Below are 19,378 nucleotides of genomic sequence, written 5' to 3'. Positions count from 1 at the left end.
CAGACGCACCCGCAAGACTGAATCGGGGCCCTTGGCGAACTTTTGCGTGGTATCCCCCGTCCCCCCAGCACGCAAAAGATTCGCCGCGCGAAAGTTGCCGAAAAATTTTAGTCAGCAGTCCGTTTCTTGTCCGCATACTGCCCCCCTGACCCGAGGTGAGTTTATCAACCCAGTTCAAAGAATGGCGCCGGATTGGTTTGCCAGCTCCGATGCACCGCTGATGGCGGTCGTCTTGGGTAGTGGCCTGGGCGGCCTGGCGGACTCGATCGAAGCGGCGACAGCGATCCCCTTTGACGAAGTTCCTGGTCTGCCTGCAGCCACCGCCTCGGGACATCGAGGCGAATTTCTGCTGGGCCGTTTCGCTGGCGCACGCATTGTCGCGATGGCGGGCCGGCTGCATGCCTACGAAGGACACGACGCCGCAACACTTGGTCGAGGAATGGCCCTGATGGCTGGCCTGGCCCCGGACGCAGTAATTCTGAGCTGCGCCGCCGGTGGGCTGAACCCACGTTACCAGACCGGTGATCTGGTGATTGTCGACGACCACATCCATCTCATCCACGGACAGATGGGAATCGCCGCGTTGACACCCGGAGACGACTCGGGCCTGCGTTGCGGTCGCTGGACCTGCGACGCGACTTTTGCAGATATTGCAGAGCGGATCGGCCGGACGGATACCGCTCGCGTGCACCGTGGCACGTATCTCGCCGTCAGCGGTCCCAACTACGAAACTCGCGCGGAGTGCCGGATGATGAGAAATTGGGGCGCCGACCTGGTCGGCATGAGCACCGTTCCGGAAGTCGTGTTGTCCAGTCGCATGGGATTGCGGACAATCGCGATTGCTGTCGTCACCAACATGGCCGTCCCCGATGCTCCGATTGCCGCCAGCCACGATGACGTGCTGACGGTTTCCTCCGACGCCGGGACACGACTCCAAGAAATCGTCGCTGCGATCGCTGAGTCACTGCCCCCCCAACAAGCCAATCGCCAAGACACTCGCCAATCGCACAGTGCCGACACACATCACCCCAGGAAAGGATTGGCATGAACGTAGACGAAAAACCGGATTACACATTTGATTTCAGCAAGATGTCCCCGATCGAGATGCGGCAGGCGATCTCGGCGATCAACGTGGATCCTCCCACAGCGAAATCGGACTCCTCGGCCGAAGAGGAACTCTTTCCCTTGGTCCGCTTGACTGGACTGGACGGCCAAAACGCGGCGTGCATGCGTTGGGCCAATTGGGTCCGCGTGCATGGGGTTGGCAACCTCGGTGACTTTGCCTTCGCTGGCTTTGCCGGCATGGATGCCCAGATCGATGGTGATGTGGGCGATGGAGCCTGCGAGGGGATGCGTCGAGGAGTGGTGCGAATCACGGGCAACGCGGGGTGCGGATTCGGTGCTGCCATGATCGGTGGGACGCTGGCGGTCTACGGTTCGGCTGGGGCCAGGGTCGGCGCGGCGATGCGGGGCGGCAGTATCTTCGTGCGCGGTGATGTGGGCGATGATACCGGTGCCGGGGCATTGGCGGGCACGATCGTCGTCGGCGGTGATGCGGGCGTGAACCTGGGCGATGGGCTCAATAATGTCACCGTGTTTCTGCGTGGACAGGCCGCATCGCTCGCCCCCGGCGTGATCGACGTCCCCATTCGCAAACGCGAAGAGGTGCGGTTGGGGCTGCTCTTGATGAGCGCCTCGATCCGGGGCAAGCCCAGTGAATTTCGCCGGATCATCCCCGAGGCTCGCTGGAAGGCCGAAGAGGCTGGCGCGGGCGAGGTTCGCCCGAACTGGCGCTGAGCCCCCAGGTTTTTCGGCTCATCCGACGGGAGCGTGCGTCCGAGGTTTTCAAGGCATGGCTCCCGTATCGAAGGATTTATTTGTGGGATGTGATTATCAATGTTAGACTGGCACTGCCGGGAGAAACGGAGCCGAGCTCTGCAGAGGTGCTGGCTTGGCAAGGGATATCTCGGTTGACAGCGTTTCCCTGCAAAAGCGGTACGCCAATGGTGTTGTCGGTCCCTGGCGAGCGTTTGTTCGTCAGGGACGCATTTTTGAACGATCATTGGATACGAGAGCCATGCCTCAAAAAACCTTCCGCTGTGCTCTGCGCACGCTTCCGTCGGGTGAACCGGTTTTTTGTGCTTTTTTGGCGTGAAACACAAAAATGTCTCAAGTTTACGATCCCTTGCTTTCTTTGGGGTTGTGATCGACCCGACGCATTGCCGACGATCCCGACTCGCCACGGCGGAGGCCCGGTTGCTCGAATGTGAAGGATCACACTCGCGCTTCCACCACGGAATCTCGCCTGCCGGCGACACGCCTTTTCTCAGCGTCCAAGGAGGGACGAACTGTGCTGATTCGCTCATTGATTCAACGCCTATTGCCAACACGCTGCATCGCGGGTGTGTGCGTTTTTCTGCTCACGATCTGCAGCTTTGCTGGACCGGTTGCTGCGGATTCCATCCTGCTCGAATTCAGTTCCAGCAACTGCCCACCCTGCCGGGCCATGCAGCCGATCGTGTCCGAGCTCATCGCCCGCGGCGTCCCCGTCCGTCAGGTCGACGTCCAAGCAGAGCCTCAGCTCGTTCAGCGGTATCAAATCCGCAGCACGCCGACTTACGTCGTCGTCCAGGATGGACGTGAAGTCACTCGACTGGTCGGTGCACAAACCGCCGCTCAACTCTACACTGCCCTGAAACAGAACCCCGGCGGTGAACTCGTTCCCACCCGCAGCGAATTGGCTGGCCCCACGCCAACGATCCAGGACCCGCAAACGCGGTTGGCTCCGATGACCTCGCCCTCGCGGTCCCTGGCACAATCATCGGACCGGTCGATCCGAAGCGAGCTCGGCCCCTCGAGTCAGCCCGGCAGCAGCAACGCTGCCAGCGGCGATCAGTGGCAATCCTTGGCGTCACTGCCGTCGACCGATGCAGCCCCCCCTGCACGCACAGCGAGTGTTCGATCCGAAGCCATGCCCAACGCCACTTTGGCCAATGCGGTCGAACGGGCCCAAGCAGCCACGGTTCGGTTGCGAGTCCATGATGGTCGCGGCTACGGGGCTGGCACCGGTACAATCATCGATGTTCACGGAGAAGAAGCGCTCGTGCTCACCTGCGGTCACCTGTTTCGAGATGGCGATGGCAAAGGAAAGATCGAGGTCGACCTGTTCGTCGCCGGACAGCCGCGAACGGTGATCGGGCAGTTGATCGACTACGATGCTGGCGACCGTGATATCGGTCTGGTAGCGATCCGTCCGGACATGCCGGTCCAACCCGTGGAAGTCGTTCAGGCGAGCGATGTCCTGAAGGTCGGCCAACCCGCATTCAGTTTCGGTTGCGACCGCGGGGATCCCCCTTCCCGACGCGATACTCGCATCACGGGAGTCAACAAATACAACCAGAACATTGGCGGTTCCAACCTTGAAATCTCCGGCGCACCAATCGACGGTCGCAGCGGTGGTGGACTGTTCGATGAACGCGGGCGACTGGTCGGCGTCTGCAACGCGGCTGACTACAAATCCGATATCGGCATCTACACCGGCCCGGGAGCCATCCACTGGCAGCTCGATCGCGTGCAACTCGAAAGACTCTACCAAGACGCCCCAGCCGAATCACTGGCAAGCAACGAAACGGAACCCCTCAGCCCTGCTGCTGCTACGTCGTCATCGGGTTCCTTACCAACAAACATGAACCAGTTCGCGGGCGTCGAAGCGACCGGTTCAGCAGCGGCCGCGCCCCAGGGCACCAGCGATTTGGCAGCCGCGACTGCCGACACTGAAATGATCGTGATCATCCGGGACCGCAACGGCAACAGCCATGAACAAGTCCTGACGCTCCACGAGCCAGACGCACACCTCGTGCAGCAAATCCGCCAAGCCGCACACCGCTAGCCATAGTCGACCGACGGCTCCGCCCGTCGTGAGCCATAGTCACCCGACGGCTCCGCCCATCGGGAGTCATAGTCGACCGACGGCTCCGCCCGTCGTGAGCCCCAAGCCAAAACACACCTCCCGCCAGACATCTGCTGCTCCACCCTATCACAAGGTGAAGATAGCAATAATCAGCGATTCGCAACTTGACTACCCGGCCCGCGAACGCCGCCTTCCAATCGCGTCAGGGCACCAACTGTTGAAACTGCAGGCGGGATCGGAACAACCGGTAACGCTTTCGCGTCGGACGGAGCGAATCGAGATCGAGCAAACTGATCGATTGATTCTGATCCACTAGGAAGTTTCCTTGGTGGACGTCGGTGTGAGCGAGTCCGATGCGAGCGAGCCTCTCTCCAAGAGATGCGAGTTGCTCCCGAATCTCAGCCATTTTGTGATACCGTTGCTCGGGAAGTACATTCTCATCATCAGCGATCGATTGCAGGTACATGCGCAGAGTCTGCCCGGAGGCATAGCGATACACCACGCAGGAGTTGCCGATCAACCCAGCAAAATTTTCAGCAACGGTCGCGACAGGGACAGGCGTGGGAATACCGGCGGCAGCCAACTGCCGCGCACGTTTGGTATAGATCGTTGCCCGAGAACACAGAAACTTGCGTTTGATCGAGTGACGCCAACACCGCTCGACGAACATCTTAACGACCATCGGCCCGTCGGCCGTCTCAACCTTGCTGATCCAGCGCCACTCACTGCGTTGCAGGGTGGTGCCTTGAGCAAGGACCGATTCGACGTTGGCTTGCAAGTTGCTTTGGAAATGAGAATCCCGCAAACTTCCATCGTTTGCAAACGTGGTCGGCGTTCGCCATCGAAACCGTCGTTCCCTAACATCAGATACTGGGCTGTGGAGTAGCGGAAGCAAAATTGGCATGGATATAGAATCCCTGTAAATCTCGGAAAACGACAGTCATCTCATCGCGACACCCCTCCAATCGGTACAACACGCCCCCTTTGCCGAGGAAAACTCAATCCAAATTCTTAATCTTATGAAAAAGCAGCTAAGGATTCGTGAAATTTAGTGAACAAATTTCCCGCATACATGCACTCGCGTTCACCAGCAACGCGTGGAGCCCGCTGCGACTCACATGGGCACGTTCCATCGCTCACGACTGAGAGACGGATCCTTCACAAATCACTTTCGCAAAGATCGGGCCGACGGTTACGCTCTCAGATTGACGCTGCTCAGCTCTCGCGAGCTGCCACTGTCGACATGCGGTTCGGGCTTCAGTCGCCCGCGACGATCACCACCACGACGGCGGCGGTGAGGACGGCGGCCCCCAGGAATCGTGTTAACAGGGTTGAGCGGCTCAGGTTCGCTTCCCTCCCGCCCCAGATTCGAGCCGCCAGCCACGCCAGGCCCACGCCCCACAAACCGCGCAGGGCATAGACTACGTTGACGCGAGCAGCGTCGCCGAACATCCCCACAGCGAGAACGATGCAAACGGCTTGCAATGCCACCAACATCGCCCCCGGGAAGACCAGCTTTTGAATCTCAACGCGTCTCAGATCCGACCACTGCACCCAAGGCACCAGCACGAGCGACGCCACGCCAACGGTCCAATAGATCGCGGGCAACAATCGACCAGCGCCCCACACCGGCGCACAACGCTGTACCGAAATATCGAAAGTCGCAAAGGATGTCGCTGACAAGACCGCAAAGACAATCGTCAGCACAAGGTGATGGCGTTCGCCCTCCCCAGTCCACTGGATCAACGCGATACCGAGCGTCGCGAGCAAGGCTGCCAGCCAGATCGAAACCCCGGGCGGGTTGACCTCCACGGCGGTCAGTAGCAAGGCGACCAAAATGACCTTGATGCCGAAAACGGGTGTGGCAACCGACACGTCGCCCATCTGGATCGCCAGAAACGTGAACGTCAGTCCGATCAGGTAGAGACCAGCAATCACGACAGGCTGCCACCACATATCGGCGCTGGGCAGCTCACCACCGAGCATCCATAGGAAGGAGAAAGCCCCGCACGCACAGAGGTTGGACACAAATAAAAACGTCAGCGGGCCGATCCCAGCCAGACTCGCTCGCTTGGCAAAGATCATGCCACCCACAAACAGTAGGCTGGCGAGCAGCGGTAGCAAAAGATGGGTCATGCCAGGGAACATACCCGCTACATCCACTCGATGTCAGCCGGCCCCGACCGGCCATCCTGCAGCAGCTCGACAGGCCAACATCACCCCAACCGATCCGTGGCAATGTGGTAGTGCGGGTCTTCACTCACATTGACCTCGACAAGGTCACCGGCCTTGTCGAGCAGTTCGCGGCACTCTTTGCTCAAGTGAGTCAAGTGCACCCGCTTGCCAGCCGCCAAATACTTCTCGGTGACGGTGTTGATGGCTTCGATTGCCGACTGATCGTAAACCCGCGTGTAGTAGAAATCGATGACGATATCCTCGGGATCATCAGCCACATTGAACATGTCTTTGAAAGACGATACCGAGGCGAAGAAGAGCGGTCCATGAAGTTGGTAGATTTTACTGCCGAACTCATTGAGCTTCACGTCGGCAGCGATGTGGGTGGCGTGTTGCCATGCGAAGACCAAGGCCGACACGATCACTCCAATGATCACTGCCGAGGCGAGATCGTGCATGAACACGGTATAGCCTGCGACCAACACCATCACAAACATGTCGCTCCGGGGCATCCGGCGGAACATTTTTAGTGAGGCCCATTCGAACGTACCGATCACGACCATAAACATCACACCGACCAGCGCCGCCATGGGGATCTGCTCGATCCAACGTGCGAAGAAGAGAACGAAGGCGAGCAAGCAAACTGCTGCGGTGATTCCCGAGAGCCGCCCCCGGCCTCCGGAATTGACGTTGATCAGAGACTGACCAATCATCGCACACCCGCCCATGCCTCCGAAGAATCCGCAAACCAAATTGGCCACCCCTTGCCCGATACACTCGCGGTTGCCTTGACCACGGGTTTCCGTGATCTCGTCGATCAGGGTCAGTGTCATCAAGGATTCGATCAAACCAACGCCGCAGAGAATGATGGCGTAGGGAAAAATGATTTTCAGGGTTTCCAAATTCAGGGGCGCCAAGACGTTCTCACCCATGAAGAAGGGCACTGGCAATCCGCCACTGATCCCCGATTCGACTTCGGGGAGCTTGCCCTCGGGGAGAACCTCTGCGGGCGGCGTGAGTCGATCCACCCCAGCACGCATGGCGTCATCGATGTCGGCTGCTTGGGCACTCACGAGCGTCATGGTCTCGCGGGAAGCCGTATCGCCGACTGCGGCAGTGGCGGTGGCGGTGGCGGTTGATTCACGCGCTTCTTCGATGATGGCTGCTTGCGTGTTGGTCTTGAGCATGTCGCCCACCGTCGCCAGCACGTTCTTCCCGTCGTCTGTTGCCATTGACCCGTTGATGGCAACGGCGAGGAAGGTCACCGTCAAAATCGCTGCCAAAGACGCCGGGACAGCCGTGGTCAGTTTGGGCAGCAGATAAATAATCGCCATCGTCAGACCCACCAATGCCAACATAATCAGCAGCGGGAAACCGCTTAAGTAAACCAGGTCGCCGCCGGGCGAAAGCGTTTTGAAACTCCCCAGTTGCGCCATGCCGATCACGATCGCGAGGCCATTGACGAAACCCAACATCACGCTGTGCGGCACCATCCGGATCAGCTTCCCAAGTCTCCCCACGCCAACCGCGATCTGTAGCAGACCGCACAGCATCACAGCGGGGAACAAGTACTGCAGTCCGTTCTCATGAACCAGGGCTACGACAACAACAGCCATCGCGCCCGTGGCACCGGAGATCATGCCTGGCCGCCCTCCCACCACTGCGGTGATCAGGCCAAGGAAAAATGCGGAATAGAGACCAATCAGAGGAGACACTCCTGCCACAAACGCAAATGCGATCGCTTCAGGGACGAGAGCCAAAGCAACCGTCAGACCGGAAAGGATGTCGTTCTTAAAAGAGTTGGATTGATGGCGGAAAAAATTCAGCATAAGGATTCAGCGTGAAATCATGAAAAGAGTGAGTCTCGAGGCGGATATTAGCCGCCCTTGACGATCGGTCAACGTCGCGGGGGCTTCAAAACATGGGTCAAAAATCAGCGGCGTCTGAATGAGACCATCCTAGCGTGACAAGCTCCACCGCTATCACGCACCAGCGTGCCTGAGGGCACCGCCCGGGCAACAGAGGGGCTGTGTGCCAGATAACAGAGCCGCTCGGATGTTTTTCCGAGAATTTCCGCGACTTCGCCAAGTTCCCACGACGTGGCCAAGAGGCCCCCGGGCGACTCGGACGGCTTGCGCTGCAGCGTCTGAGAGGGTACAAACAACCCAGTGGAAGTAGGTTCGAGCAATGGTTCGCTCAGACGAACCGGTGGGCATCTGCCCCGGTTCTGAAAACGCTTCGCGTCTTGGCGAAGGATGTGGAGCTAGCGGCTCATTGAACGACACCGAAAAACTACCCCTCATACCGACTTCACCCCGCCCTCAAACGCTACCTGCGGAGCCAGCACGATGACCGATCGCCCCACGCCCTCAGCTCCCTCGGGACGCCCCGCCTCTTCCCACGGCCCCAGCACAGGCAGCCCCAGCACAGGCGGCCCACCCCCGGGCGTCCGACCGCAGGCATCGCTGCCTGAGCCATCGGTGATTCCAGAGCAGGGGTGGCACGTGGGACACTTCTTCTATCGCTTCCGCCGAGATCAACTCGATGCACCGCTGTCAGCCGAGGTGTGCCAGCAATTCTGCGCAGCCCTCGCACCGAGCGATGAGCTCATGCCCGAACGACTCGCCTCGTACTGGACGAGCGGCCATGAGGCCGACTTCGGCGTGATCGTGATGGACCCCCACCCCGGAAAAGTCAACGCCATCCATCAGGCTCTACTCGCCCCAGGGATCGGCCGTTGGATCGAACCGGCGTGGTCGTTCACCTCCGTCAGCGAGGTCAGCGAATATGTACCTTCGGTCGAATCCTACCGAGAGCGGCTCATTCGCCAGGGCGACGCCCCCGATTCTCCTGAACTCGCTGCCAAGGTCAGCGCCTACGAGCGTCGCCTACCGATGATGAATCGCAATCGCCTTCAGCCCGACATTCCCGACTGGCCTGCGGCGTGCTTCTATCCGATGAACAAGAGCCGGGTGCCCGGAGCGAACTGGTTCACGGAACCGTTCAGCTTGCGCAACCAAATGATGGCCGAACATGCTCAGAGCGGGATGGCTTTCGCTGGTAAAGTCAGCCAATTGATCTCAGTCGGCGTGGGTCTGGACGATTGGGAATGGATGGTCACGCTTTGGGGACGCAATCCTGAATACCTGAAAGAGATCGTGTACAAGATGCGGTTTGACGAAGCCAGTGCCAAGTATGGCGAATTCGGGCCCTTCTATGTCGGTTATCGAGCCGACGGCCGAGAAATCCTCGACCACTGCCGAATGACCGGCTGAGCTGCCTTGAACGGCTTGCCTGCTTTTCGCGGTTCTGTTTCGCGGCGCTTCCCCTACAATCCTTGTACCTGGAAAGGGCAAGGTCTCGCCGATGATCGACCTGCCTAGCAACCGATCAAGCCCGATAAGCAGCTGCGGGAAACCATTGCGTGTTACCCGGTGCGCCGGTGGGCGTTAGCCGAACTACCGCTTACTTTGGCTCCGTTTGGGGCACGACGAGGTTGGTAACCCGATGCGTCAGCGAGGAAAATGCACCAGCTTCGCGTAATAGCCATGATTGCGTCGTGTCGATGGCGACGCTGCGATAGAAATCAAAATGCCGTGTCAGGGACGACCATGCCTACTGTTGAGCGAACCACGATAGCACTTGCCGTTTTGATGCTCCTGGCTTGCTCGCCCACAGCGGCGGAGGACGTCTTCGGCCTCTTTCCCGAGTGCCGTTTCGCCGCACCGGAGAGCCCGGAAGGTGGCGAAGAGGAGGACGAAATCGAAACCGATCGTGATTCGTTCACGCTCGCGACCGGTGTTGTCGGAGACCGGCATCTCGTATTGGAAGCCGCGTATTCCTTCGTCGACAATCGCAGAGTGCCTGAGACCCATAGTCTGCCCGAACTGATTGCCAGATATGGAATCGGCGATCGCTTCGAACTGCGATTCGGCTACAACTACGAGGTCGGTGGTGCAGGCAACCCCATATCAGGAAACGTGCCCGATGAATTCGAAGAAACAACGGATCTCGAGCGAGGATCCCGCGTGATCTATGGCGCGAAGTGGCAGGTCAGTCACCAACGCGGTTGGAAGCCCGAGAGCTCTGTTGCGATCGACGCGTACACGCCCCTCACCGGGATCGATACGGCGACGCAACTGTCGACGACCTACGTCTTTGGTTGGGCCAATCGAACTGACTGGAAATGGGACTCGGCCATTCGCTTCGGCACGGGGGCGTTCGAAGACGACTCGTTCAATATCTGGTCCCCCTCGACGGTCGTCAAATTTCCATTGGGCGAAAACTGGGAAGGGCACGTCGAATATTTCAGCGTGAACACAGATGGCCGCGTCTCGGAAAGCTCACAACACTTCATCAGTCCGGGGACGCACTATCTGATCAACCCGAATTTGGAAGTTGGGATCCGGGTCGGTTGGGGACTGAATCAGCAGGCTCCCGGATTCTTCAGCAACATCGGTACCGGACTGCGGTTCTAGCGGTCGACCTTTGGGACCAGGCGGCGACAAGGCTGCAGAATCGGCACAACCCGAACGGACGCTCACATTGGCGCCAAATCGCCGTAAAAACCGGGCGATCCACCCGGCCATCGCGAATAAATGGTGAACTGGTATAGATATTGTATCCGAGTAAAAGGGGTGGACAGGTGATCGCCATGGGGGGCGATTTGCGGTGTCCTCCCTGGTCACCGCATGGACGCGGGCCAGTCAGGATTTATGTATTTTTTTAAGATGGATCTTAAACATGGACCGCGACATTGTCAGCCGGAACGGCTTGAAATTGAAATTGCTAGCCGTCGCAGCGCTAGCAGGAGGCGCTTCGGCAATATGCCAGCCGGCGATGAGCCAGGACGTTAACCAGCCCGTCTACGTGCCCAGCCCGCTTTCGGACCCGGCGGTCACCGGTTCGCTGAACGCTCACGACTACATGTATGACGACGACGGGCTGCTCATCATCGACAGCCCCGGGACGACGAGTCCAACTGCCACCGCTCCATCTGCCACCAACAGTCCCTCGACGACGACCAGCAGTCTGCCGCTGCCTGTCCAGGACAATCGTGGCCAGTACGGTGGGGCGTTTCCACGGACGGCTGCTGAGTACGGCCCCCCCGGATACGTCCGACGGCGCCAAGGGGGTGGCCCAGCCTCTCCGATTCTCGTTCCCAGCACCAATCCAGTTCATGCGGACACCGGAGGCCAGGTCGATGGTGACAAGAAATATGTGACGGCGGGTAGCTTTCCAAACTCCACCAAAGTCCCAGGCTCCAACATCTCCTATCGCTGGGGCGGATTGATTCACTTGGACGGCATGTTCACGTTCGATCCGATGGATTCCACGGACGACTTCGTCACCAGCTCCATTCCCGTCCCCGCCGAACGCGGGCAAAACGCCAACTTCACACCACGTTGGTCACGGCTGGATTTCGAAACGCATGCCGATACGCATTTCGGCGACGTGAAATCGTACCTGCAGGTCGACTTTTTTAACGGCAATACCCAAGGTGCCTTCGGGTCCTACCCCTTACGGCTTCGCTTTGCCTATGTCGATATCGAGAACTGGCGTTTTGGCCAGGACGCTTCGGTGTTCATGGATTACGACGTCTTTCCCAATGTGATTGACTACGAAGGTCCCGGTGGGATCATGTTGGTTCGTCAATCACTGATCCGGTACACACTCCCGGTAACGCAGCGATTCAAGATCGCGGTCGCTGCCGAGCAACCGTTCACCGACATGACGTTAGTCGACAACGCGGGCAACTCTCTCGACGGTACCAACATCCAAGACATGCCCGACTTCACGGGCCACCTACGGTATGACAACCACTATGGTCACACTCAGCTCGCCGGGATTGTTCGCAAGCTCACCTACCAACCGCTCGTCGGCGAGAAATTGGATGCGACCGGCTATGGCATTAACTTCACTGCTGATGTGCACCCCTGGGCATGCCTGATGGGAGTCGCTCCTGCGGATGCGAACAAATGCTCTCCCTGGGAGGTGGCATTGACCAAGTCTCGGATCATCGGCCAGTACGCAGCCGGCTATGGGATTGCGCGTTACGTCGAGGATGCCAACGGGTTGGGGCTCGATGCGGCGGTCGACGCCAATGGCGACCTCGAGGCCCTCTATGCCAATGGCTGGTTCGCTGGGTATGAACATTGGTGGTCGCCCAAGTGGAGTTCCAACTTCATTTACGGCGAGAACTCGAACGACTCGACAAGCACGCAGCCGGATTCGACGTATGCGGGATCAAAGTATCTCGCCGCGAACGTCATGTGGGTCCCGATCGCAAACACGTACGTGGGCATGGAATACCTCTGGGGTGAACGCGAGAACATCGATGGTCAATCGGCTCGCGCTCGCCGCATTCAACTCGGTATCCAGTACGCGTTCTAACCTCAGGCGGACGACCGCAGCGCGCCGAAGCTAATGGCGATCTCGGAGGTCCCCGGACCTCTTGATCGCGCGGATCACTTGGCTTCCCAAATAAATGGCGATCGCTGTGCCCAGGATCCCTGGCACCGATACGCCATGGAACCGGGGCGCGACATTGCTGCTCCAAAGTTGAGTCGATCCCACGAACAACGCCGCGGCCAAGATACCCATGACGAGTCGATTGACAATCGTGCCTAGGTTTCGGTGGTCTAAATGAACATCGAAACTACCAACGCGCATGCGACCGATAATGTCCGCAGCATCGTCGGGCAGGGATTGAATCAGATGCGTCCAATCTCGATGCGTCGCGACAAGCTGCTTCCACAACCGCTGCGGCGACAACCGATTCCGGATCGCTTCGATGCGGTACGGTTCCAACAATTCTTCCAAGCTGAACTGTGGGCTGAGCTGGGTGGCGGTTCCTTTGAGCATCGCCACCATCTTGAGCAGCAGCGTGACTTCCGATGGCAGGATGATCTGATAGCTGCGGATGATGTCGGTGAAATCATTGATGACAGCAGTGGTGTCGATCTCATCGACCGAACGAGAACCATAGTCATCGAGGAACCGTTCTAGGTCTCGCAGCAATGCGCGTTTGTCGAGATCAGCAGGCGGTTGACCGATGGCGATCACGGCATCGACCATCCGTTTCGAATCACGGTCGAAGGCAGCGATCAGGAGATCTTCGATCTGCTCGACCATCGTGTCACTGAGATGGCCGACCATGCCACCATCGAGCACGCCGATCACACCGCCATCGAGCACCATCAAATTGCCCGGATGGGGATCGGCATGATAAAAGCGGTGGCGGAATACCATCTTCAGAAACAGTTCAGCGCCACGCCGTGCTACTTCCGCGAGATCGTAACCCGATGCCACCAGATCTGCTCGACAAGAAACACTGATCCCTTCGAGTTTCTCCATGGTCAGCACGCGTTGCGACGATTCGCTCGCGTAGGGCATTGGAAAATGAGCGGTCGCATCGTCGGCGAAGTTGCTGCGGAAACGCTCGAGGCTTCGTTGCTCGATACGAAAGTCCAGTTCATTCTCGAGCGTCTGACGGAACTCCTTGGTGGTAGCAACAGGTTGGTACTGAGCCAGGTACGACGAGTTCGATTCTGCAATTTTTGCCAGCTCCACCAAGATCTCGAGATCATTGCGAATCTTGGTCTCGATCCCCGCGTGCTGGACCTTCACAACCACGCTCTGACCACTGCGCAGACGGGCTTCATGGACCTGACCGATCGACGCCGAGGCGATCGCATGTTCGTCGAAACTTTGGAAGATCTCAGCGGGTGACCCACCGAGTTCCTGTGCGATCATGCCGACGACCACCTCCGGAGGATCCGGCGGCGTTTCGGATTGCAGCTTGGCTAGCTCAGCGGCCAGGTCCGGACCGATGAGGTCGGCGCGCGTGCTGAGCATCTGACCGAGCTTGACAAAAGTCGTGCCGAGCTCGACCAACGCCATGCGAATCCTCACCGGCTCTTCGAGCTCACTGATCGATTCACCGCCGCTGGTGCGAAGCAGTTTCTGCACCCATTGAGCCGGCACATCGCGGAGCCATGGCGCGAGACCATAGCGGAGCAGGACCGAGACAACTTCGTTGAGACGCTCGGCGTTGCGCACCAACTGTGGAAGGTTCGCTACGTCCATCTGCGGTCGTCTGGGTTAAAACGCAAAATGGCGATGGCCTAGGATTTCGATTCTTGGATCTTGGTCACAACTCGCTGCAAACCATTGCCCATCTCTTCAGCAGCCAACATCAACGCCGCCACCACCTCGCCCGCCGACTCCGTCGCAGCATCGCGGACCGGTTCGTACTGACTATTCAGCTTGTCCAACTGCTCCGATAGACGATTGTACTCCTGCTTGGCCTCCATCTCCACCAAATGCATACGAACCCGTAGATGATCTCGTTGCTGCTTCAGTCCCGTGACCAGATCATCGAGCTTCTCTTGTTCTGTCGCCATCGTTGGTCTCGTGTACGTAGTAGATAAAGTGAGGTCGAAGAGTGATGCACGCGCCCCTGTTGCCGCGCTGGCGCGTGACGGCAATCTGCTGGAAGACGGCTGGATTTCGTGCCACCGCACGATACCAGTGTACTATCGCTGGATCGCCGCTGCGTCGCTATCTAGTTTCCAGGCTGTTTGATCAGAACTTAACGCTGGCAGTGTGGAAAACAGGTGCACAAGTGACTAGTCTAAAGCCTGACGCGGACGCTGGAAAGACGCGTAAAACTGTTTTCGATCGGGGAACAGTCAGAACGTGAACGGAAGCGAACGGCAAACGCCCTTTTCTGCTATCGCCCTGCTCGTCCGAGCGGGGCCCCACCTGATGGGTGACCCTTCGCGTTCAACCTTTCCATGCCGCTCGTTACTTCTCAATCCTCGTCCCTTGTTGTCCCCTCATCACCAGGAATCTCTTTGTCATGTTGAGCAAACTAAGAAGTCGTCTTTTGGTAGCATCGCTTGCCACGTCGCTATCGTGGACAGCGGCCAATTGCGCCGTCGCACAACCGCCAGCGACTGCCGACTCGTCCACTCCCACACAGGCAACGACCACTCAAGAACAAGCCGCCGATAAGACAGTCGATATTGGCGTCAGTCTGGAAAAGCTACAAAGCCTCGCCGATGCCGCTCATCAAAAATTCAAAGATGACACCGATGGCAAGAATGCGGATTACATTCCTGAGCTCGCCAAGATCCCGTCGGAACTGTTCGGTGTGTGCATCATGACCGTCAACGGTGACGTCATCACCGTGGGCGACGTTGACTACAGTTTTGCCATCGAATCGGTTTCCAAACCCTTCACGCTGAGCATGCTGCTTCGAGACGATGGCTACGAAGCGGTCCTAGAGAAAATCGGGGTCGAACCGACGGGACTGCCGTTCAACTCCGTCGCTGCCGTGGAACTGCACAAGAGCGCTGTCAATCCGTTGGTCAACGCCGGGGCGATGGCCTCGGTCAGCATGGTCGATGCGGACTCGCCCAAAGCACGCTTCGAAAAAATCCTCTCCTACTTTGAAGAGTTTGCTGATGATGACCTGACGGTGATCGATTCGATCTACGAATCCGAAGCGGCAACGAACTGGCACAACAAGGGCATCGCCTGGTTGCTCGACTCGTACGGCAAGCTGTACGCCGACCCCGACGAAGTTTGCGACGTGTACACCAAACAATGCTCGATCGGAGTGACCGCACGGCAACTCGCGACGATGGGAGCCACTTTGGCCAACGGCGGCCAGAACCCGAAGTCGGGCAAACGACTGCTGCCCACCGACCAGGTGCCAAAGCTGTTGGCAATCATGCTGTCATGCGGTTTCTATGACGGATCCGGCCAATGGGCCTGCGAAGCGGGATTGCCTTCGAAGACCGGAGTCGGTGGTGGGATCGTCTCGGTCGTGCCAGGTCGTTTTGCTATCGTCGGTTTCTCGCCACCACTCGACGAGCACGGCAACAGCGTTCGAGCTCAAAATGCGATCAAGTACATCGCTGAAGAACTCGAACTCAGCCTCTTCAACGGACGCAACTAAGGTTTCCGGTGGTGTTCGCCCTGCTTAAACCACCGGCTATTGTCTACAACCACGTCGCGGTACGAGAACGCCCGCGAATAGCCCGACGGGATATTCGCGGTTCCATTCTCTACATCGGCAAGAGGTAGTACATCCACGCTTTGATGCGAACGGTGACTGTGCTGATGATTTGGAACGGTTTCCCCGAATCGGTGTAGATAGTTGCCATGCCCGTCGTTCCCATCGCCATCTCCGGTCCGAGCGAATCATCGTCGAGTTTGAAACTCACGGCGAATTGCCCTGTCGATCGGACCGATGATGTGGTGATCAGTTGCCCCGAAGTGGTGAATTGACCATCACCGGTAGCAGGGATCACGGTAATCACTGAAGCAGAAAATATTTGACCCGGGTGGGACTTGAAGGCGATTTCAGCACGGTCGCCCGGCTTTACGTTCTTGACGACGTTCTGACCGTACGTTGCCACGATATTGGCCGACGAGGTGTCAATGAAAGTTCCCATCGGCGCAAACGGCAGCGGAACGGCCATGGAACCCTCGCGAACCTGCCAATTCGTGACAAAACCGTCTGCGGGCGCGTAGACCGTGCATCGATCGAGGTTGAACAGCGCCGTATCGAGACTCGCTTTGGTAGCTTCGACGGTACTCTTTGCTGCCGCAAGAGCTGCAATCGCGGACTGCTTGGACGCCTTGGCCTGCTCGATACCCGATTCTGCTCCGAGCAGCTCTTGTTTGTACTTCTCGAGCTGAACCACACCGATACTCCCCGCAAGCGAATCCTCCGCTTCCTTGGCAGACCGGTACTGCGCCTCCGAAGCGGCTTCCTTCGCGATCGCTACGTTGATCGCGGCATCGGCCACGGCAATATTGGAGGTCAATTGCTCGACGGTCTGCTTGGCCGCCTCGAGGGACGCGGTGAGCTGGTTGACGGTGTATTGAAAGGTTGTCTTTTGTATCTCGAAAAGCTTGCTCTTCCCTTTCTCGAGCGGAGCATTGGGCTCGGCATAGATTTTCTCGATGGGGCCGCGGACCTGCGGAACGATCTGAACCGTATAACGACTGACTACCAATGCTCTCGAAATGGGGGCTGAAAACTGCCAGCAGATGGTGATCAAACCAATTGCTAGGAATCCGATCGTGGCAGAAACGGCCACATTGGTCGGCGTTGGCTTGATCTTCATCTTGATGTAGAAGAGCCAGATGCCAAGAACATATACAATCGTGAATATCGCTATCACTGATCATTCTCCTTCGGCGGATGCCCAACATTTCCAGCATGCAGAAACGCCCACACGAATGCGATCGGCCAGCCGATTCCGCCGCATGCCAAGCCGATCCAGCTCGCAGCATTGATCGCATCAACCTGGGGGTGGTTCCGTTTCATGGCGATTTTCTTGGGCAACGACCCAAGCGCAATAATGATAATCACCGCGACAAAAAACAATACCGCGATCACAAACCACGCGAAAACAGTGGCGAAATCAATCATAAGCCGTCCCTCCTGGGCAATGCCCTCATGCAAGATGCTGGAATGGCGTCAATCCTATCCCGCTGCTAGTTTCAAGTAAACGGCAGGATTCAGCCTCTCAGGCAAGCGAGCGAGTCTTCGAAAAATCAGTGGTATTCGAAGCACCGGTCGCTCTTTCGTTGCATTTTGACCTAACGGCCGATGGGACCAATGTGCTATCGAGTGATCCAAGTGGCATCGCTCGTCCGCCGATTCGCCGTCCAGCTCCTCCTAGAGAAAAACCGATGGGTGCACCCTTCTCCGCCAAAACGCAACTGGCCTCGATCACAGATGTCCTGCAGGCGGTCGCGGGACCGCTCGATCTCAATGTCTCTGTCCGCTTATGGGACGGCAACGTCGTTCCTTTGGGTCCCCATGTCGACGGGCCACTCGTGATCGCGATTTCAGGGCCGGGCGTGATCGGGTCACTGCTGCGTCGGCCAACGCTCGAGACACTCGTTCGACTCTATGCGACCGGACATATCGAGTTCGAAGGTGGCGACCTGATCGAATTCACCAAGGCCCTCCGCACCGAGCGATCCAACCGGGCGGAATTGAAGAAAATTAGCAAGGCGATGGTAGCCCGCAAGACGCTTCCGTTCCTGTTCGCCAAAACCAATGCAGGCGACCTCGATCACGGTTACAGCGACGACATGGTCGGCCGCAAGGAGTCGGCGCGGAACAACACCGACTACATCCAGTTCCACTATGACGTGGGCAACGAGTTCTACAAACTGTTTCTGGGGGAAGAGATGCAGTACACCTGCGGATACTTCACCGATTGGTCAAACTCGCTCGACCAAGCCCAGCATGACAAACTCAACATGATCTGCCGCAAACTCCGACTCGAACCGGGCGAGCAAATGCTCGATATCGGTTGCGGTTGGGGTGGGTTGATCTGTCACGCTGCCCAGCATTTCGGCGTGAAGGCTCACGGTGTGACGTTGTCGCAAGAGCAGCATGACTTCGCCAAAGCGAAGATCGAGCGACTCGGACTGCAAGACCAAGTCTCTGTGGAAATTTGCGATTACGCCGACCACCAAGGCACCTACGATAAGATCAGCAGCATCGGAATGTCCGAGCATATCGGCGCAGCCAATTACGCTCGCTACTTCGGCAAAATCAACTCGATGCTCCGTGATCGCGGTGTGGTGCTCAACCACGCGATCGCCCGACGAGCAAAGACGAGCAAGAAGGCGGCCCAGCGAATCCGCCCCGAACGCCAGTTCATCCTGAAGTATATCTTCCCCGGTTCCGAACTGACGCCGGTCGGAGAAACAACTGAAAGTCTCGAACTGAGCGGCTTTGAGGTGCATGACGTCGAGTCGTGGCGCGAGCACTACGCACACACGACGCGGTTCTGGTGCCAGAACTTGTCGAGCAACCGCGAGCGAGCCATCGAATTGGTCGGCCGCGAAAAATACAACTTGTGGGTCGCCTATCTCGCGGGCGCCTCGGCCGGATTCACCGCAGGCTCGATCAAACTCTACCAGGTCGTGGCAACTAAGCGGGCAGGCAAAGGTCTGTCAGGAATGCCACCGACCCGCGAGCATCTCTATCGCGCCGCGTAGTTCACGAAGACTCGAACATCTGACAACACCTCCTCGTCGGTTTCGACGGGGTGTCTCGGCTGACTTATGCATCGTCGCTTCGCCGTCTGTTAATCCCTTCAAATATCTCATCCGGGATTTTAGAGAGCGTCCCTGGCCCAGGATCACCTAGGCGGGTTCGTTGGTTACGGGACGTTGACTCGGAAGCGGGTCGCAGGCTTCGTTGCAAACGGTCTTCGACCCCGCTCGGGATTGCACTGGGCTGCCTGTTGC

At 58.1% G+C, this 19,378-nt stretch carries 15 protein-coding genes; 8 read left to right on the top strand and 7 right to left on the bottom strand.

The genetic code is table 11. The features are described from left to right. Positions 1 to 181: 181 nt before the first annotated feature. The 3 genes from CA85_RS09025 (at position 182) to CA85_RS09015 (ending at position 3,889) form a co-directional block, all read left to right on the top strand. Entirely contained in the window at positions 182 to 1,048 is an 867-nt protein-coding gene (locus CA85_RS09025; RefSeq protein ID WP_146391029.1) for a purine-nucleoside phosphorylase, read from the top strand. After that, a complete protein-coding gene (locus CA85_RS09020; protein WP_146391028.1) occupies positions 1,045 to 1,797 on the top strand; it encodes a tributyrin esterase in 753 nt (250 codons plus the stop codon). The genes CA85_RS09025 and CA85_RS09020 overlap by 4 nt, the downstream gene beginning before the upstream one ends. Positions 1,798 to 2,350: 553 nt before the next feature. Then, positions 2,351 to 3,889: a trypsin-like peptidase domain-containing protein gene (locus tag CA85_RS09015; protein ID WP_246112630.1), complete on the top strand. Its 1,539-nt coding sequence runs from the start codon at positions 2,351 to 2,353 to the stop codon at positions 3,887 to 3,889. 223 nt (positions 3,890 to 4,112) lie between these two features. Here the strand turns inward: CA85_RS09015 and CA85_RS09010 are convergent, their stop codons facing one another. The 3 genes from CA85_RS09010 to CA85_RS09000 form a co-directional block, all read right to left on the bottom strand. Continuing rightward, positions 4,113 to 4,715, bottom strand: coding sequence for a lipopolysaccharide kinase InaA family protein (locus tag CA85_RS09010; protein WP_186774830.1), 603 nt, complete (start codon positions 4,713 to 4,715; stop codon positions 4,113 to 4,115). 452 nt (positions 4,716 to 5,167) lie between these two features. Beyond that, complete coding sequence (locus tag CA85_RS09005) at positions 5,168 to 6,046, bottom strand: DMT family transporter (RefSeq protein ID WP_246112629.1); 879 nt, start codon at positions 6,044 to 6,046, stop codon at positions 5,168 to 5,170. A gap of 80 nt (positions 6,047 to 6,126) precedes the next feature. After that, entirely contained in the window at positions 6,127 to 7,914 is a 1,788-nt protein-coding gene (locus CA85_RS09000) for a SulP family inorganic anion transporter (protein ID WP_146391025.1), read from the bottom strand. A 519-nt stretch (positions 7,915 to 8,433) separates the two neighbouring features. Here CA85_RS09000 and hemQ point away from each other — a divergent pair. The 3 genes from hemQ to CA85_RS08985 all read left to right on the top strand — a co-directional run bounded on the left by hemQ (position 8,434) and on the right by CA85_RS08985 (position 12,478). Then, on the top strand, positions 8,434 to 9,360 hold the full coding sequence (gene hemQ / locus CA85_RS08995) for a hydrogen peroxide-dependent heme synthase (RefSeq protein WP_146391024.1): 927 nt from the start codon (positions 8,434 to 8,436) through the stop codon (positions 9,358 to 9,360). Between the two features lie 336 nt (positions 9,361 to 9,696). Next, a complete protein-coding gene (locus CA85_RS08990; protein ID WP_246112628.1) occupies positions 9,697 to 10,563 on the top strand; it encodes a transporter in 867 nt (288 codons plus the stop codon). A gap of 265 nt (positions 10,564 to 10,828) precedes the next feature. Continuing rightward, complete coding sequence (locus tag CA85_RS08985; protein WP_146391023.1) at positions 10,829 to 12,478, top strand: DcaP family trimeric outer membrane transporter; 1,650 nt, start codon at positions 10,829 to 10,831, stop codon at positions 12,476 to 12,478. Between the two features lie 30 nt (positions 12,479 to 12,508). Here CA85_RS08985 and CA85_RS08980 read toward each other — a convergent pair whose 3' ends face one another. After that, complete coding sequence (locus CA85_RS08980; protein ID WP_146391022.1) at positions 12,509 to 14,173, bottom strand: ABC1 kinase family protein; 1,665 nt, start codon at positions 14,171 to 14,173, stop codon at positions 12,509 to 12,511. Between the two features lie 38 nt (positions 14,174 to 14,211). Next, positions 14,212 to 14,490, bottom strand: coding sequence for a hypothetical protein (locus CA85_RS08975; RefSeq protein ID WP_146391021.1), 279 nt, complete (start codon positions 14,488 to 14,490; stop codon positions 14,212 to 14,214). 458 nt (positions 14,491 to 14,948) lie between these two features. Here CA85_RS08975 and glsA point away from each other — a divergent pair, with 458 nt between their 5' ends. Next, positions 14,949 to 16,052 carry a glutaminase A gene (glsA, locus tag CA85_RS08970; protein WP_146391020.1) on the top strand — a complete coding sequence of 368 codons (1,104 nt, stop codon included), beginning with the start codon at positions 14,949 to 14,951 and terminating at the stop codon, positions 16,050 to 16,052. Positions 16,053 to 16,161: 109 nt separating this feature from the next. Here the strand turns inward: glsA and CA85_RS08965 are convergent, their stop codons facing one another. Both CA85_RS08965 and CA85_RS08960 read right to left on the bottom strand, forming a co-directional pair. After that, positions 16,162 to 17,286 (bottom strand): HlyD family secretion protein, encoded by a 1,125-nt coding sequence (locus CA85_RS08965; protein WP_146391019.1) that lies wholly within the window; start codon positions 17,284 to 17,286, stop codon positions 16,162 to 16,164. Beyond that, positions 17,283 to 17,537, bottom strand: a complete 255-nt coding sequence (locus CA85_RS08960) for a DUF3302 domain-containing protein (RefSeq protein WP_146391018.1) — start codon at positions 17,535 to 17,537, stop codon at positions 17,283 to 17,285. Before CA85_RS08960 ends, CA85_RS08965 begins: the two co-directional genes overlap by 4 nt. Positions 17,538 to 17,800: 263 nt before the next feature. On the opposite strand from CA85_RS08960, the gene CA85_RS08955 reads away from it, so the two are divergent. Further along, positions 17,801 to 19,126, top strand: a complete 1,326-nt coding sequence (locus CA85_RS08955) for an SAM-dependent methyltransferase (RefSeq protein WP_146391017.1) — start codon at positions 17,801 to 17,803, stop codon at positions 19,124 to 19,126. Positions 19,127 to 19,378 lie beyond the last annotated feature (252 nt).

Origin of the sequence: Allorhodopirellula solitaria (assembly GCF_007859855.1) — a bacterium.
GTDB lineage: Bacteria > Planctomycetota > Planctomycetia > Pirellulales > Pirellulaceae > Rhodopirellula > Rhodopirellula solitaria.
The sequence above is the reverse complement of the archived record's forward strand: the minus strand, read 5'-3'. Positions and strand labels throughout refer to the sequence as shown.

Coding starts and splice junctions, on each gene's coding strand:
- CA85_RS08955 (WP_146391017.1), top strand. CDS start 17,801: ATGGGTGCACCCTTCTCCGCCAAAACGCAACTGGCCTCGATCACAGAT.
- CA85_RS08960 (WP_146391018.1), bottom strand. CDS start 17,537: ATGATTGATTTCGCCACTGTTTTCGCGTGGTTTGTGATCGCGGTATTG.
- CA85_RS09005 (WP_246112629.1), bottom strand. CDS start 6,046: ATGACCCATCTTTTGCTACCGCTGCTCGCCAGCCTACTGTTTGTGGGT.
- CA85_RS08980 (WP_146391022.1), bottom strand. CDS start 14,173: ATGGACGTAGCGAACCTTCCACAGTTGGTGCGCAACGCCGAGCGTCTC.
- CA85_RS08975 (WP_146391021.1), bottom strand. CDS start 14,490: ATGGCGACAGAACAAGAGAAGCTCGATGATCTGGTCACGGGACTGAAG.
- CA85_RS09020 (WP_146391028.1), top strand. CDS start 1,045: ATGAACGTAGACGAAAAACCGGATTACACATTTGATTTCAGCAAGATG.
- CA85_RS08985 (WP_146391023.1), top strand. CDS start 10,829: ATGGACCGCGACATTGTCAGCCGGAACGGCTTGAAATTGAAATTGCTA.
- CA85_RS09000 (WP_146391025.1), bottom strand. CDS start 7,914: ATGCTGAATTTTTTCCGCCATCAATCCAACTCTTTTAAGAACGACATC.
- hemQ (WP_146391024.1), top strand. CDS start 8,434: ATGACCGATCGCCCCACGCCCTCAGCTCCCTCGGGACGCCCCGCCTCT.
- CA85_RS08990 (WP_246112628.1), top strand. CDS start 9,697: ATGCCTACTGTTGAGCGAACCACGATAGCACTTGCCGTTTTGATGCTC.
- CA85_RS09025 (WP_146391029.1), top strand. CDS start 182: ATGGCGCCGGATTGGTTTGCCAGCTCCGATGCACCGCTGATGGCGGTC.
- glsA (WP_146391020.1), top strand. CDS start 14,949: ATGTTGAGCAAACTAAGAAGTCGTCTTTTGGTAGCATCGCTTGCCACG.